Genomic DNA, 14,961 nt, shown 5'->3' with positions numbered 1-14,961 from the left:
CGGACGACGCCGCGACGCCCGCGCCGTGCGCCGGTCCGGCTCAGCCGGTCGCGCGGTAGCTCCAGCCGCTGCCGGTCCCGCGGTACTGCTCGATCGGCAGCGGTTCCTCGCCGGGTGTCATGTGGTCCTTGCACAAGATCCCGCTGAGGTGGTCGATCTCGTGGGCGACGAGCCGCGCCATGCCGTTCTCGAAGATCGTGATGCGGTCGTGCCCGTCGATGTCGGTGTGGCGCACGTGGATCGTCAGCGCCCGGGGCACCCGGCAGCGCACGTCGAAGAAGCTCAGGCAGCCCTCGAACTGCTGGTCCCGCTCCGCCCCGGACTCGATGACCTGCGGGTTGAACAGGACCAGCGGGTCCTCGCCGTCGGGCGGCAGCACGATGGCGGCGGCACGGTCGATCCCGATCTGCGGCGCCGCGACGCCGAGGCCCTTGCCGAACGTGTGGGCGCCCGCGACCCGGCGGGCCGCCGAGGCGAGCTCGGAGACGATGCGCCGCGCGACCTCGGCGTCGTCGGGCAGCGTGAGCGGGCGCGCCGCACGGCGCAGCCCGGGATCGCCGTCCTGCACGATGCCGAGCGCGGACATGGTGTCCGTGACGGACCGCGCGGTCTTCTCGTGGCTACCCTCGAGGGATCCGTTGCGCAGGTGCCATTCGAGCCGGTAGCGGGCGTGCAGCGGCGGGTTCTCGGTGGACCAGGAGTAGAGCATGCGGTCGCCGTCGGCGCGTTCGCGGATGGCGTTCTCGAACGGCATCGACTCCGCGGCCATCGAGGTGTGCAGGCCCCAGACCGACGGCCCCATCTCGCTCGGCAGGTCGAGCGTGACCGACATGCGCTCGGTCGGCAGCCGCACCGCGCGCTGGAACCAGTGGCCCCACTTGTAGTCCCGGACCGTGTACACGTACTCGATCCAGGTGCTCTGCCCGGGGTACAGCGGGAACCGCAGCCGGTCGTCCGAGAACTGGAGCCAGACCTCCTTGAACGCGTCCCGGTCGTGCTGCACGGTCCACGTCATGGGCTGGCGCCGGCCCTCGCCGTGCCAGGCCCGCAGGTTGATCTCCCGCCAGGTCAGCGGGTCGTTCCGGTACAGCTCGTTGGAGCGCTGCGGGTCGCCGGGATAGCGGTCCACGGAGATCCGGATGTGGTACCGGGTGATGGGCGTGGTGCCGTTGTTCACGAGCCGACGGCGCATGGTCGCCTCGTAGATCCCGTTCTCGTAGCGCAGGGTGGCGTCGTCGTGCGCGACGACGAGGCCCCGCGTGGCGGGCGGGCTCGGGAGCGGGGCGGGGTCCCAGTCCGGGGGCGGGGTCGCGTCCTGGCGCTGGGGCCGCGGATCCCGGTGCCTGCCCCGGAGGTTCTCCTGCTCCTGCAGCTGCCAGGCCCGCCGGAGCGCTCCCCCGGCGTCGAGCGCGTCGTCGGCGGCCGCGGCGAACTCCTGGGAGGCGTGCTCGGTGCCGGACGCCACCTTCGAGATGTAGGACCGGTGGTACCCCATCAGCCGGGCCAGGGCAGCCCGGGACAGGCCCCGCGCCTCACGCCACCTGCCGAACTCGGCGGCGAACCGCGGAACGGCGGAGCTTCCCTGGGTGCTGTCCAACGCTTCTCCGTACCGGGCGTGAGCGTGCGTGAACCGTGCGTGACCGCCGCTCGGCCTATAAATCACACTTCATTGGGATTGGGATGGTACTGCACGCGATCGATGCATGTCACCCCCTTGACCGGTCACCCGGTCCTGGTGAAGTGGAGGCACGTGGATGGGATGGATCTGCGGAACGACGGCCCCGGTCGCCCCGCTCGGCGGGCGCCCCCTCTGGCAGGAGGAGACCTCGTCGCATCGCGTGTGGGTCGTCGACGACGGCGACTTCCCCGGCGTGCGGACCTGTGAGTCCACGGACGCACGCCTCGCCGTCGTCGGCGACGCCTGGGTGAGCGAGGACGAGCTGCGCAGGGCCCTCCTGGACGTCCGGCGCGAGGCCTGGCGGTTCCTCACCCGCTGGCCCGGCTCCTACTGGGTGATCGCCCAGCACCGGAACCGGACCGTGGTCCTCTCCGACCTCGCCGGGGCGCGGCCCGTCTTCCACGCGCGCCTGCGGGGCGAGGCCGTCTGGGCGACCGAGGCGACGCCGCTCGCGGCGCTCACGGGCGCACGCACCGACCACGAGGCGATCGTGCAGACCATGGTGACCCCGGACCTCGGCGAACTGGCCCCGCTCACCACGACGTTCCGCGGCGTCCGCCGCGTCCCCGGCGGGCACCTGTTCACCGTCGACGACGACGCCGGCAGCACACGACCCTACGAACCCCTGGGCCAGGGCACACCGTTCGCCGACGGCGTCGACCGGTTCCGCGACGCCCTGCTCGGAGCCGTCGAGGTCCGCGTCCGCAACGCCGGCGGCCTGGTCAGCGCCGACACCTCCGGCGAGGACAACACCACCTCGCTCGGACGCCTGACCGTACGGCGCTCGCCGCTGCTCGACCCCGGCATCGTCGCCCCCCTGCCCGCCCCCGCCGCGTTCTGGGACCTCGAGCGCTCGCCTCTCACGGACCAGCCGTTCGCCGACGCCGTCCGCTGGCCCCAGCTGCGGGACCGCTACCGGCGGGCCGCGAGCGCCGGCAGCGCCCTCCACCTGGTCGGATCGGGCCGCGACCAGCTGCTGACCGCGCCGGTGACGGCGCTCGCGGATCTCGCCGCCACCGGGCAGCACCTGGCGCTGTGGCGGGCGTCGGTCACGCAGGCGCGACGACGGGGCCTCGCGACGCACGAGGTGTACCGCGCCGGCGTGCTGCTGGCGCGGACGTCGTACAGCGCCGCGCTGCGGGAGCTCGCGGACGGCATCACGGCGCCGGGCCGGGCGGCAGCCCGGGCGATCTCGTGGCTTCCCCCGTCCGGCGCGGCGGCCTGGCTCACGCCGGCCGCCCGGGTGGCGACAGCCGCCGTCGTGCAGGGCGTGGCGATGCGCGCGCACGACATCGCGATCGGGATGAGCGCCCGCCGCATCTGGGACGAGGTGCACCTGACCGGCCCGCGGTTCGCGGGCCTGGCCGCGCAGGCCGCGGCCGCCGGGTGCGCGCTGTCCGCCCCGTTCCTGGACAACGAGGTGGTGCGGGCGGCGCTCGCGGTGCCCGTGCACGAGCACCTCCACCTGCATCAGCGCACGCCGCTGCTCACCGCGGCGTTGCAGGCCGTCGGGGAGGAGCCGGTGGAGCGGGGGGCCGGGCGCGCGGACGACGACGGGCGGCTGGGCGTGACGGGGAACCTGGCGGCGGTGCGGGAGCTGCTGGCCGGGTCGGAGCTGGTGGCCCACGGGTTGCTGGACGCGCGGGCGATCGAGCGGGACCTGGAGGCGCTGCGGGCCGATGGGGCGGCCGGCGGTGCGGCCGGCGGACCGGCGGCGGACCGTGGTGGCGGGCGGCGGGAGGCTGCCCGGGTGACGACGGTCCGGGCGCTGGAGACGCTGGTCAGCACGGAGCTGTGGCTCTCCCGGCACCGTCACGTGTCCGCCGCTGACCTCTGGGAGACGAACGTGCGCGTCCGCTGCTGACACGGGTGCGAGGAGTGCAGGCGACTGCAGGTGACAGTGCCGGTCCCGGCGGCCACACTGGAGCGCATGCGGACTCAACGGAGAATTCCATCCTTGATCGGCGTCCTGGTGGCCGTCGTCGCTCTGGTCGCCGGGGCGTTCGCCCTCCCCGCACAGGCCGACGACGCTGTCGGCCCGCAGGCTTCCCGTCACCCGGAACCGCTCCTCGCGTTCAACCACGCGTGGGCGATGGTCGACCAGGAGACCGCGGACGCCGTCCAGCACTCCGAGTACCTCGGGCAGTTCGCGGACCGGCAGGTCCGCACCGGCAACGACGGGTCGCAGACCTGGACGGGGCGGTACCTGCGCGGCAAGGAGACCTACCTCGAGTTCTTCGGGCCCGGGGACGCGCCGGGAGCCGTCGTCGGCGACACCGGGCTGGCGGTGTCCGCGGACGACGACGGCGACCTCGCGGCGGCGTCGGACGCACTGCGGGAGCTCGGCGTCGAACCGCAGGAGTTCACGCAGGTGACCGACCCGGGCGACGGCGTGCCCATCCCGTGGTTCGACGTGCTGTTCACCTCCGGCGAGTACGACACCTTCTTCGCCTGGGCGATGGAGTACCGGGACGAGTTCCTCGGCGACCCGCGGTTCGGTTTCCCGCCACCGGCATACGACGGCGACGTCAGCCGCGACCGGTACAACGCGGACCGCTACCTCGAGCACGAGCTGCGCGACGTCGTCGGCGTCCGGATCGCGACGACCGCGGCCGACATCGAGGCCATGGTGCCGCTGTGGCGGGCAGGCGGGCTCGCCGTGCGCGAACTGCGCGACGGAGGCGTGGTGGCGTTCGACGGTATGACGGCGATCCACCTGGTCCCGGTCCCGGCCGAGGAAGCCGGGGTGCGGCACATCGCCCTCGCGCTCAACGAAGCCGCCGCGGAGACGCACACCGAGCGGATCGGGAACTCGACCCTGCGCGTCGGGCCCGGGGCGTACGCCCTGTGGACCTTCGGGCAGAACGACGCGGCGAGCACCCGATCCACCGGAGCCGGAGGCCCGCTCTTCCCCGCGCTCCCGAGCGGCAAGGCCGGCTGACCGGGACGGACGTCGGCGGGGTTGCTCAGGCCCTCTTGCTGCGCGACCGCAGCCGGCTCACCCGCGCACCGGCACGACCGGCGCCGGCCCGGCGTCCAGATCTGACATGTCCAGCACGAACCGGTACCGCACGTCGCCCCGGGCCAGCCGCTCCAGCGACTCCCCGGCACGCGACGAGGGCAGCAGCTCGATGTCGGCGACCACGCCGCGCTCGGCACAGAACTCGAGAAGCTCCGCGGTCCTGGTTCTGCCACCGCTGCCGCCCGAGGAGAGCTTCTTGCGACCGATCAGCAGATCGGTGGTCTCGACGGAGACCTGGCCGAGGTAGCCGAGCAACGAGAGTTCTCCGTCCAGTGCGAGCAGTGCGAGGTAGGGCGCCAGGTCATGGGCCACCGCGATCGTGTCCAGGACCACGTCGAACTGCCCGCGAGCTCCGGTCATGGCCGCCTCGTCGGTGGAGACGATCAGGTGCTGGGCCCCGAGCCGGCGCGCGTCGTCGGCCTTGTCCGCCGACCTGCTCACGACGGTGGTCTCGGCCCCGAGCGCCACGGCCAGCTTGACCGCGAGGTGACCGAGCCCTCCGAGACCGATGACGGCGATCCGGGTTCCGGGCCCGACACCGAGGGCGCGCAGCGGTTCCCACACGGTGACCCCGGCGCACATCAGGGGCGCGGCCGCGGCGGGATCGAGGCCCCGCGGCAGGCGGTAGGCGAAGCCCTCCCGCACGACGTACTCGCGGGCGAAGGCACCGGATGTCGGGGTCCCGTCACGACGGTCCACTCCCCCGTAGGTCAACGTGGGGAACGCGCGGCAGAAGTTCTCCTGTCCCGCCCGGCACATGTCGCAGGCCAGGCACGCGTCGACGATGTTGCCCACCGCGACGGCGTCCCCGACGGCCAGGTTCCGCACGTCTCGCCCGACCTCGGTGACGGTGCCGGTGAACTCGTGACCGGGGACGAGGGGCACCGACGAGTCAGGATCGTGGGCGTGGACGGCGTGGAGATCGCTGTGACACACGCCGCAGTAGTCGATGCGCACGGCGACGTCGTCGGCGCGCAGCTCGCGCCGGCGCAGTTCCGCCCTGCGCAGTTCGGTCGTCCCGTGCGACACCCAGCCCCGTGTGGTCCTCATCGTGACAACTCCTTAAACAGACTGTTCGGTCTGCTACAGCATGCGACAGGCCGCGGCGAAATGCAAACCAACCGGTCTGTCTGTTAGCCTGCCGACCATGGCCGAGAAGCAGCTGACGGCACGGGGTGCGGCGACCCGCCAGCGGATCGTCGACGCGGCCGCCGACGAGTTCTCCGCCCACGGCATCGCCGGAGCGCGCGTGGAACGCATCGTCGCCGCGGCACGGACGAACAAGGCCCAGCTCTACGGCTACTTCGGGAGCAAGGAGGGCCTGTTCGACGCCGTCTTCCGCGCATCCCTCGAGCGGATCCTCGACGTGGTCCCCATCGAGGCCTCCGACCTGCCGGGCTGGGCCGTGCGTCTCTACGACGAGTACCTGCGCCGCCCGGACCTCATACGCCTCGCCACATGGGCCCGGCTCGAACGCCGCCCCACGGGGCACCTCGTCGACGACGCCGATCGCCTCGACGGCCGCAAGCTGCGGTTCATCGCCGACGCGCAGGCGAACGGGACCGTCGTCCCCGGCGATCCCTTCGACATCATGGCCCTTGTCATCGGCATGTCGATGGCATGGTCGCCGGTGAGCAACGTCTACGCCGCGTCCTCCGACGAGCCGGTGGCGATCCACGAGGCGCGCCGCGAGCTCCTGAGAACGTGCGTCGCACGCGCCGTCGTGATCGATGCCGCCGTCCAGCACCCCTCAGGAGCCTGAAGGGCTGACCCGGGGCGCCGGGTCGTCACGTGCGCCGGTTCCGCCGCCCCGGCCGGCCATCAGGCGCCGGGTCCATGCGTACCGAGTGCCCGGGTGCCGGCGACGGGGCGAACGGCCCGGGCACGGCCACGTCCCGCGGGTTGCCGATGATGTCGGCGCCCAGGTCCAGCTCGGTGCCGTCCGGGTTGGTCCAGGCCATCTCGGCCTGGTAGGACGTCCCGAGGCGTGCGGTCGTCACGGGCGCCACGGCGGGGAAGCCCTCGGGTCCGGTCACGTCGATGCGTACGGTGCCCGCCATGCCGTCGAGCACCTCGACACGCACCGGTGCCGTGCCCACGACGACGGCACCGCGCTCCCCGCGGAACGGCTCCGCACCCTCCGCGTACAGGTTGCCCTCGATGTGGACCGGGAGGCGCTGCCCGTCCGTCGGGCCGCCGCCGTCGCCGGGGTATTCCTCCGGCATCGGGTAGGAGTCGTACTGCGACGTGCCCACCGGGGTCGGCACGAAGGCGGCCTGGCCGGGTACGCCGTCCATGTCGACCGCACCGGTCCAGAAGCTCGCGAGCTCCGGTGCTCCGTGCGGATCGGTGCGACCTGCGTCGGCGTCGCCGACGAAGACGTTGTTGAGGAAGCGGTTGTCGCCGCCGAGGATGTTCGCCACGCCGTGCACGGCTGTGCCGTGCGGGAGGTGGTACGGGGTGTACCGGTGGTGGTCGACGCAGTTCGCGATGCGGCCCGCGATGTAGTTCTGCACGTAGGCACCGCCGGTGGACATGTCCTTGACGGCCCACGACGACAGGAACAGGTTCGAGTCCACGAGATACGGGCCGTGGCAGACCTCGACCATGAGATCCTCCGCGGTCGAGGCGTAGAAGACGTTGCGCCGCACCAGCGTTCCTTGCGCCTGCCAGTCGAGCCACAGGGCACGGTGGGTGTGGTGGATCGTGTTGCCGCTGATCACGGTGTCGATGGCCGCGTGCAGCTTGATGCCCGCCACCTCGGCGCCGTGCCACTGCCGCTTCACGTGGATGCGCCGGATGTGGTTGTCGCTGATGGTCGAGAAGACCGCCCCCAGGTGCCCTGCGATCCCGGCCTGCTCGCAGTCCTGGATCGTGTTGCGGCGCACCGTGTGGGAGCCGACGTGTTCCCGGGTCCACGGGTGCGGCTCCCCGGCGTCGGGCCCGCGGAGGGCGAGCGCCCGCTGGATGACCTCACGTTCACGCTGGGTACCGCCCTTGGCGCCCTTCGCCCCGGTGGTCCACTCGTTCTGACCGGTGCTGATCTCCTTGCCCAGCGCGATGCCGACGTTCTTCGAGTCGGTGATCGTGTTGTCCTCGATCACCCAGCCCTTCGACCAGTGCGGACCGATCAGGCCCTCCTGCAACGCGGTGGGCGGGGCCCACTGCGTGGCAGCTTTCGTCAGGGTGAAACCGCGGACCGTGATGTGGCCGACGCCGGTGACCGCGGGCCAGAAGACGTGCTTGCGCACGTTGATCTCGATCTGATGTGCCGCCGGGTCGGCACCACCGAAGTTCGCCCAGATCGTCGTGAGGTCGTCGCCCACCTCGCAGTACCACGTCAGCAGGGAGCCGGCCGGGTCGGACGAGTCCGCCATGACCTCGGGACGTACGACGCCGCCGAGCGTCTGCGACTCGTACAAGGACTTGCCGTCGAGGTACACCTCGCCGGTGTGCCACGTGCTGGTCTCGTCGAAGAACCAGTCCCCGCCGATGCGTTCGACGTAGGGATGGCACGCGCCGAACAGGGTGTTCGGAACCGTCACCACCCAGACCCGGCCGTCGTGTCCCGGGCCGGGATGGGGCCGCCAGCCGGTGATCGCCTCGGCCCCGGAGATCGTGACCGGCTCGAATCCACCGTCCGCCCGCTCCGCGGCCCGATACGTGATCGGCGCGTCGGCGGTGCCGCCACGCGGCGGGTTCACCCACTCGCGATACACACCCTCATGGACGACGACGGTGTCCCCCGGCCGGGCCAGCGCCGCGGCCGCGCCGATGGTGCAAAGGGGTTCCTCGGCCGTTCCGGGAGCGTCATCGGACCCGGACTTCGCGACGTGCAGGTTCACACCCCGCACCCTAGGGGATCCGCAGGCCGGGCCTCTCCCGGTATCGCCGGATCACCCCGCGACGGTTCCGGTGAGTGTGCTCACGCCGAGGAGTCCTTTCGATGGGTGGTCCGAGTGTGCGGCGGTGTCGTCAGTCGTCGTGGCCGAGACCGGTGGACAGGTCCGGGTGCGCGGCGGCCTGCGCGGTGAGCCGGCGGCCCTTGTCCGCGACCGCCTCGACGGCGTCCGCTCCGGCGACCCAGCGCGCCGGCGGCTCCTCCAGCGCGAGGACCCCGATCAGGCCGGCGGCGAGCTTGGCGGGATCGCCGGACTGCCGGCCGTTCATGCCCTTCCATGCCTCGATGGTCCGCGCCGTGGACTCGTCGTAGTCCGCGACGCTCACCTCGGGCCAGATCGTCGAGGAACCCTCGACGAGCAGCTCCGTGCGGAAGAACCCGGGCTCGACGATCGTCGCGCCGATGCCGAAGCGAGCGAGCTCCGGAGCGATCGACTCCATCCACCCCTCGAGCGCGAACTTCGAGGCGGCGTAGGCGGAGGTGAACTCCCCGCCCACAGCCCCGGCCAGCGAGGTGATCGTGACGAGCCGGCCGCTGCGCTGGGCGCGCATGACCGGCAGCACGGCCCGGGCGACGTTCAGCGTGCCGAAGAAGTTGACCTCCATCTGCGCGCGGATCTGCGCGGCGCTGAGGGTCTCGAAGAACCCGGCGTAGAACATGCCTGCGTTGTTCACCAGCACGTCGATGCGCCCGAAGCCGTCGACGGCGGTCCGGACGGCAGCCTGGGCCGAGGCCTCGTCCGTGATGTCCAGCGCGACCGGGAGCAGGTCCTCGTGCTCGCCGAGCACTTCGGTCACCTTCTGTACGGAGCGGGCGGTGGCGACGACCCGGTGCCCTGCCGCGAGGGCGGCCTTCGCGATGTCGACGCCCATCCCGCGCGCGGCACCGGTGACAAGCCAAACCTTGTGATCAGTCATCGTTCGTGTGTCCTTTTCGGAGGCGGATCGGTCACCATCCAGTAGACGATCGCTGCCCCACCGCCGCCACGCCCGCCTCATACAGGCACTGACAGGGCCACCCTCAGCGAGAGCTCTCCGCATAAAGTCGAGACCATGGAGGCGAGAGGCGACATCAAGGAGTTCCTGACGACCCGCCGCGCCCGGCTGACCCCGCAGCAGGCCGGCCTGCCGGACTACGGAGGACATCGTCGCGTGCCGGGCCTGCGCCGCGAGGAGGTCGCTCTCCTGGCCGGAATCAGCGTCGAGTACTACAACCGCCTCGAGCGCGGCGTCGCCACGGGGGTCTCCCCCGCTGTCCTCGACGGCCTCGCCCGCGCCCTGCAGCTCGATGATCTCGAGACCGACCACCTGCGCCGTCTCCTCCAGGCCGCGGACTCACCGACTCCGGGGAGGCCATCGAGGCCCAAGCGACGGCGTGTTCACCCAGCGCTGCAGCAGCTGCTGGACGCCATGACCGGCGTACCCGCCATCGTGCAGAACGGCCGCTACGAGCTCGTCGCCACCAATGCGCTCGGCGCCGCGCTCTATTCCGAGGTCCTCGACCAGGAGCAGAAGCCCCCGAGCTTTCCTCGGTACGTCTTCCTCGATCCTCGTTCCCAGAGCTTCTATCAGGACTGGGACGAGTCCGCGGAGCTCACAGTGGCACTCCTGCGCACGCGAGCCGGCCAGGACCCGCACGACCTCGCCCTGCAGGCCGTCATCGGCGAGCTCTCCACGAAGAGCGAGACATTCCGGCGCATGTGGGCCGAGCACCGCGTCCGCGAGCACCGTTCCGGGAAGAAGAGGCTCCATCACTCCGTCGTCGGAGATATCGAGCTCGCGTACGAGGGCATGGAGCTCCAGACCGACCGGGACCTGATCCTCACCACCTACACCGCCGAGCCCGGCTCTGCGTCCGCAGACGCCCTGACGCTGCTCTCGACGATGTGCGCCGAGTTCGATCCACTCGGTGCAGACCTCACGACGGAGACGTGACCGCCCCCGGCGAGTGCTCGGCATCCACGCCCGATGTCAGCAGACGTCAGACCGCAAATCTAGACTCCACCGTGTTCTGGCCGGCCGGTCACCGGGCGGTTCCCGGGCGGGCCGCGGCCTGCCTGTTCTCAGCTGCCCGAGGCGTGGGTGCGGTTCGTGGTGTCCGTGGCGGTGAGGGCCCGCCGGTCCGTCGTGGCCAGTTCCGTGACCTCGACCTGCTGGATCAGCAGGTCGTCAAGGGCCTCGTCGTCCCGTTCGCCGTCGCCGGGCCGTTTGGCGTCCGACGACGCGTCGCGGGCCGATTCGATCGCGACGACGCCGCCCTCGTCGGCGATCAGGAGTTCCGAGCGGGTGATCGAGCGGGGAACCTCCTCGATCTCGCGGGGTTCGGGAATCGCGTCCTTCGGGTCGACGACCTCCAGCTCGACCATCTTGCGGGCCGAGCTCAGGACGTTGCGTTCCAGGGAGCCGATGAACCTGTTGTAGTCCTTGGTGGAGGACTCCAGGGAGCGGCCCATCTTCGTGATGTGTCCCGTCATCGTCACGAGACGCGAGTGCAGTTCCTTGCCCACCTGGTGGACCTTCGCCGCGTTCTCGGCGAGCGCTTCCTGGCGCCAGGCGAACGCGACGGTGCGCAGCAGCGCGATGAGGGTCATCGGCGTGGCGAGGATGACGTTCTTGCGGGCCGCGTACTCCAGCAGGTCGGGCTGCTGTTCCACGGCCGCCGCGAGGAACGCCTCGGCCGGGACGAACATGACGACGAACTCCGGCGCCGCGTCGAACTGCGCCCAGTACTTCTTGCCCGCGAGCTCGTCGACGTGCTTGCGCATGTGCCTCACGTGGGCGTCGAGCAGCTGCTCGCGGTGATGCGGGTCCTCCGTCTGCTGGGCCTCCAGGTAGCGGATGAAGGCGACCTTGGAGTCGACGACGACGTTCTTGCCTCCGGCGAGGTGGATCACCATGTCCGGCCGCAGCAGGCCGGTGTCCGAGCTGAACTCCTCCTGCTCGGTGAAGTCGACGCGGTTCAGCATCCCCGAGGCCTCCACCGTGCGGCGCAGCTGCAGCTCGCCCCAGGCGCCGCGCACCTCCGAGGTGCGCAGGGCCGCCACGAGGTCACTGGTGCCGCTGCGCAGGCGCGCGGACTCCTCCGCGACCTGCCGGAGCTGCTCGGTGAGCTGGCCGTGGCCCTGGGCACGTGCCTTCTCGGCTTCCTCCACCTGCGTACCGAGCCTGTCCATCACCTTGGACAGCGGGTCGACCAGGTTGCGGACGGCCTGCTCGCGCTTGGCGAGCTGTTCCTCGTTCCGCACCGTCGCCGTGGACAACCGCTGCTCCGCCAGGGTGAGGAACTGCCGGGTGTTGGCCTCCAGCGCCTCGCCCGCCAGCAGCTTGAACTGCTGGGCGGCCCGCTCCTGCTCCTGGCGAGCCGCGGCGACCTGCTCGGCCGCGCGATCCCGCGCCACCCGCACGTCGGCCTCGGCCCGCTCCCGGATACCGGCCATCTCCCGCTCGGCCGCCTCGACGCGGGCGCCGAGCCGAGCGGTCTCCAGCTCCGCCTCCCGCACCGCGGCCGACGTTCGCATGGCGTGCCCGAGCCAGCCGACGAGCACGCCGGCCACGAGCGTCAGCAGCGCCACGAGAATCGAGCCGAGTTCCATGCCCCCAGGCTGCCACGGGTGACTGACATCGACGAAGGGCGACGCGCAGGGTGAGGGGCGAGGAACGAGCCACTCGCCCGGAGCGGAGCCCGAGGAGATGGCACATCGGCACCGCCGTCGACGAAGGGCGACGCGCAGGGTGAGGGGCGAGGAACGAGCCACTCGCCCCGCACACCCACCAGGTTCAACCTCGCGCCGGACCCCAGATCATCCGCGCGGCGGATCTTCCGTGTCGGAGTCGCCGTCTACGTTGTGCGCATGACCTTCGAGACCGGACCCCAGACCGGCGAGCCGGCGGGCGGCCGGGCACCCGGCACGCCGTCGGACGGCGTGACGCCTGAGCCGACCACGACCCGTCCACCCGATCCCGGCGCGGCGCTCAGCCTGCGCGGGCTGTGGAAGCGGTTCGGGCAGAAGGTCGCCGTGCGGGACCTCGACCTCGACGTGCCCGTCGGGTCCTTCTACGGGCTGGTCGGCCCCAACGGCGCGGGGAAGACCACCACGCTCTCCATGGCGACCGGCCTGCTGCGGCCCGATTTCGGCACGGTCCAGGTCCGGGGCACCGACCTGTGGGCCCACCCGGAGCAGGCCAAGGCCACGCTGGGCATCCTGCCCGACGGCGTCCGCCTCTTCGACCGCCTCACCGGCCTGCAGCTCGTCACGTACGCGGGCCTCCTGCGCGGCATGGACCGCGACACCGTCGCCGAGCGCGCGAAGAGCCTGCTGGCGGCGATGGACCTCACGGCGGACGCGAACACCTACGTCGTCGACTACAGCGCCGGCATGACCAAGAAGATCGCGCTGGCCAGCGCCATGATCCACGCGCCGCGCACCCTCGTGCTCGACGAGCCGTTCGAGGCCGTCGACCCCGTGTCCGCCGCCAACATCCGGGACATCCTCGCGGACTACGTCACCAGCGGCGGCACCGTCATCGTCTCCAGCCACGTGATGGACCTGGTGCAGCGGATGTGCGACCACGTGGCGATCGTCGGCGCCGGCCAGGTGCTCGCGGCCGGGACGGTCGACGAGGTCCGGGGCGATCAGACCCTCGAGGACAGGTTCGTCGACCTCGTCGGAGGCCGCACGCGAGCGGAGGGGCTGGAATGGTTGCACAGTTCCTGAGGCTCAAGCTCACGCTGCTGGCCAACACCCTGCGGCGCAGCGTCTGGCAGGTCATCGGCCTGGCCGTCGCCCTGCTGTACGCGTTCGGGGTCGTCGCGTTCCTCGTGGCCACGGCCATCGCGGGCGGCGGCCGGGATCCGGTCGTCACGGGGCACGCGATCACGATCGCCGGAGCCCTCGCGGTGCTGGCGTGGTGGGTCGTGCCCGTCTTCGCGTTCGGCGTCGACCAGACCCTGGACCCGCAGCGGTTCACCACGTTCGCGATCCCGCGCCGCACGCTCCTCGCGGGTCTGGCCGTCGCGGGCCTGGTCTCGGTTCCGGGCGTGGCCACCGCCCTCACCGCGGCCGGCGTCTCCTTCGCGTGGTGGCGCGAGCCGTGGCTGATCCCCGCCGCCCTGCTCGGTTCGGCGCTCGGCGTCGCGGCGTGCATCATCGGCTCACGGGCGATCACGACGGCGCTCGCGCCGCTGCTGGAGTCGCGGCGGTACCGGGAGGTCCTGGCGGCCTTCGCGATCGTGCCGATCGTGCTCATCGGCCCCGCGATCGGCTGGATCAGCGAGGAGATCGGCGCCGTCTCCAGCGAGACGACCGGCGACTCGGTCACCGTCACCGCGGACGGATCCGTCCTGGGTGCGGTCGTCGCGCGGTTCGGTGAGCTGGTGGCATGGACGCCGCTCGGCGCGGCGTGGTCGCTCCCGGTCGCGGTGCACGACGGCGCCTGGGGCGCCGTGGCGGCCCGGCTCGCCATCTCCCTGGCCACCCTCGCGGTGCTCTGGCTGATCTGGGACCGCTCGCTGGCGAAGGCGCTGGTCACCCCGGCAGTCGGCGGTGGCAAGGGCGCGAGGAGCAAGGGCCTGGGCTGGTTCGCGCGGTTCCCGGACACCCCGATGGGCGCCGTGGCCGCGCGGTGTGCGACCTACTGGATCCGGGACCCGCGGTACTCGGCGGGCATCAGCATCATCTTCCTGATGCCCGTTATTCTGTGGCTGCCCGCCCAGAGCGCGGAGAATCTCGGCATCCTCCTGCTGGCCGGGCCGATCGTCGCCTGGGTGCTGGGCTTCAGCGTCTCGAACGAGATCGGGTACGACTACACGGCCTTCGCCCTGCACGTCGCCACCGGCGTGGACGGACGGGCCGACCGCTGGGGCCGGGTCCTGCCCGTGCTCTACCTCGGTACGCCGCTCGTGGTGATCGTCGTCCTCGTGGCGGCCGCTCTCTCCGGGCAGTGGGGCGTGCTGCCGGCGGTCCTCGGGGTCTGCCTCGGCACTCTCGGGCTCACGCTCGGGGTGTCGAGCGTGAGTTCCGCCCGGCTCGTCTACCCCGTGCCCAAGCCGGGCGAGAGCCCGCTCAAGTCACCGCAGGGCGCCGCGATGGCGACGATGGTGGCGCAGATGCTGGCGATGCTCGTGGTCGCCGCCCTGTCGGTGCCGGTGGTCGGCCTCGGGATCTGGGCCCTGACGTCCGCGAACCAGCTCGTCGGGTGGATCACCCTGCTGGTGGGGATCGCGGAAGCGGTGCTGTTCCTCGTGGTGGGCGTCCGGATCGGCGCGCGGATCTACGACCGGCGAGGCCCAGAGCTCCTCCAGCAGGTGCAGGGCTTCCCGTGACGGGTGCGGGCCGGCGGCGAGCGCGACGTCGTCGGCCCG

11 protein-coding genes are annotated in these 14,961 nt (G+C 71.8%); 6 read left to right on the top strand and 5 right to left on the bottom strand.

The features are described from left to right. Positions 1-40: 40 nt before the first annotated feature. Positions 41-1,597, bottom strand: a complete 1,557-nt coding sequence (locus ABD208_RS03485) for a peptide deformylase (protein ID WP_344099528.1) — start codon at positions 1,595-1,597, stop codon at positions 41-43. A gap of 157 nt (positions 1,598-1,754) precedes the next feature. Here ABD208_RS03485 and ABD208_RS03480 point away from each other — a divergent pair, with 157 nt between their 5' ends. Further along, positions 1,755-3,542, top strand: coding sequence for an asparagine synthase-related protein (locus tag ABD208_RS03480; protein ID WP_344099526.1), 1,788 nt, complete (start codon positions 1,755-1,757; stop codon positions 3,540-3,542). 93 nt (positions 3,543-3,635) lie between these two features. Next, positions 3,636-4,619 (top strand): DUF5829 family protein, encoded by a 984-nt coding sequence (locus ABD208_RS03475; protein ID WP_344099524.1) that lies wholly within the window; start codon positions 3,636-3,638, stop codon positions 4,617-4,619. A 57-nt stretch (positions 4,620-4,676) separates the two neighbouring features. Here ABD208_RS03475 and ABD208_RS03470 read toward each other — a convergent pair whose 3' ends face one another. Then, the gene (locus ABD208_RS03470) at positions 4,677-5,750 is read right to left on the bottom strand and encodes an NAD(P)-dependent alcohol dehydrogenase (protein WP_344099522.1); all 1,074 of its coding nucleotides are present in this window, start codon (positions 5,748-5,750) and stop codon (positions 4,677-4,679) included. Between the two features lie 97 nt (positions 5,751-5,847). Here ABD208_RS03470 and ABD208_RS03465 point away from each other — a divergent pair, with 97 nt between their 5' ends. Further along, the gene (locus ABD208_RS03465; RefSeq protein ID WP_344099520.1) at positions 5,848-6,462 is read left to right on the top strand and encodes a TetR/AcrR family transcriptional regulator; all 615 of its coding nucleotides are present in this window, start codon (positions 5,848-5,850) and stop codon (positions 6,460-6,462) included. A 25-nt stretch (positions 6,463-6,487) separates the two neighbouring features. Here the strand turns inward: ABD208_RS03465 and ABD208_RS03460 are convergent, their stop codons facing one another. Next, positions 6,488-8,545 carry a right-handed parallel beta-helix repeat-containing protein gene (locus tag ABD208_RS03460; RefSeq protein ID WP_344099518.1) on the bottom strand — a complete coding sequence of 686 codons (2,058 nt, stop codon included), beginning with the start codon at positions 8,543-8,545 and terminating at the stop codon, positions 6,488-6,490. A 130-nt stretch (positions 8,546-8,675) separates the two neighbouring features. Beyond that, entirely contained in the window at positions 8,676-9,518 is an 843-nt protein-coding gene (locus tag ABD208_RS03455; protein ID WP_344099516.1) for an SDR family oxidoreductase, read from the bottom strand. 135 nt (positions 9,519-9,653) lie between these two features. On the opposite strand from ABD208_RS03455, the gene ABD208_RS03450 reads away from it, so the two are divergent. Next, complete coding sequence (locus ABD208_RS03450) at positions 9,654-10,535, top strand: helix-turn-helix domain-containing protein (RefSeq protein ID WP_344099514.1); 882 nt, start codon at positions 9,654-9,656, stop codon at positions 10,533-10,535. 128 nt (positions 10,536-10,663) lie between these two features. On the opposite strand, the gene ABD208_RS03445 is transcribed toward ABD208_RS03450, so the two are convergent. Beyond that, entirely contained in the window at positions 10,664-12,193 is a 1,530-nt protein-coding gene (locus ABD208_RS03445) for a DNA recombination protein RmuC (protein ID WP_344099512.1), read from the bottom strand. A gap of 258 nt (positions 12,194-12,451) precedes the next feature. Here ABD208_RS03445 and ABD208_RS03440 point away from each other — a divergent pair, with 258 nt between their 5' ends. Together ABD208_RS03440 and ABD208_RS03435 are read left to right on the top strand one after the other, a co-directional pair. Further along, positions 12,452-13,315 carry an ABC transporter ATP-binding protein gene (locus ABD208_RS03440; protein WP_344099510.1) on the top strand — a complete coding sequence of 288 codons (864 nt, stop codon included), beginning with the start codon at positions 12,452-12,454 and terminating at the stop codon, positions 13,313-13,315. Further along, positions 13,297-14,922 (top strand): hypothetical protein, encoded by a 1,626-nt coding sequence (locus ABD208_RS03435; protein WP_344099508.1) that lies wholly within the window; start codon positions 13,297-13,299, stop codon positions 14,920-14,922. The genes ABD208_RS03440 and ABD208_RS03435 overlap by 19 nt, the downstream gene beginning before the upstream one ends. The last annotated feature ends 39 nt before the right edge of the window (positions 14,923-14,961 follow it).

The sequence above is a fragment of the Myceligenerans crystallogenes genome (genome assembly GCF_039529775.1).
Classification (GTDB): domain Bacteria; phylum Actinomycetota; class Actinomycetes; order Actinomycetales; family Cellulomonadaceae; genus Myceligenerans; species Myceligenerans crystallogenes.
Note: the sequence above shows the minus strand (reverse complement) of the source record. Positions and strands in the feature narration are given on the sequence as shown.

Coding starts and splice junctions, on each gene's coding strand:
- ABD208_RS03480 (WP_344099526.1), top strand. CDS start 1,755: ATGGGATGGATCTGCGGAACGACGGCCCCGGTCGCCCCGCTCGGCGGG.
- ABD208_RS03470 (WP_344099522.1), bottom strand. CDS start 5,750: ATGAGGACCACACGGGGCTGGGTGTCGCACGGGACGACCGAACTGCGC.
- ABD208_RS03465 (WP_344099520.1), top strand. CDS start 5,848: ATGGCCGAGAAGCAGCTGACGGCACGGGGTGCGGCGACCCGCCAGCGG.
- ABD208_RS03455 (WP_344099516.1), bottom strand. CDS start 9,518: ATGACTGATCACAAGGTTTGGCTTGTCACCGGTGCCGCGCGCGGGATG.
- ABD208_RS03450 (WP_344099514.1), top strand. CDS start 9,654: ATGGAGGCGAGAGGCGACATCAAGGAGTTCCTGACGACCCGCCGCGCC.
- ABD208_RS03445 (WP_344099512.1), bottom strand. CDS start 12,193: ATGGAACTCGGCTCGATTCTCGTGGCGCTGCTGACGCTCGTGGCCGGC.
- ABD208_RS03440 (WP_344099510.1), top strand. CDS start 12,452: ATGACCTTCGAGACCGGACCCCAGACCGGCGAGCCGGCGGGCGGCCGG.
- ABD208_RS03435 (WP_344099508.1), top strand. CDS start 13,297: ATGGTTGCACAGTTCCTGAGGCTCAAGCTCACGCTGCTGGCCAACACC.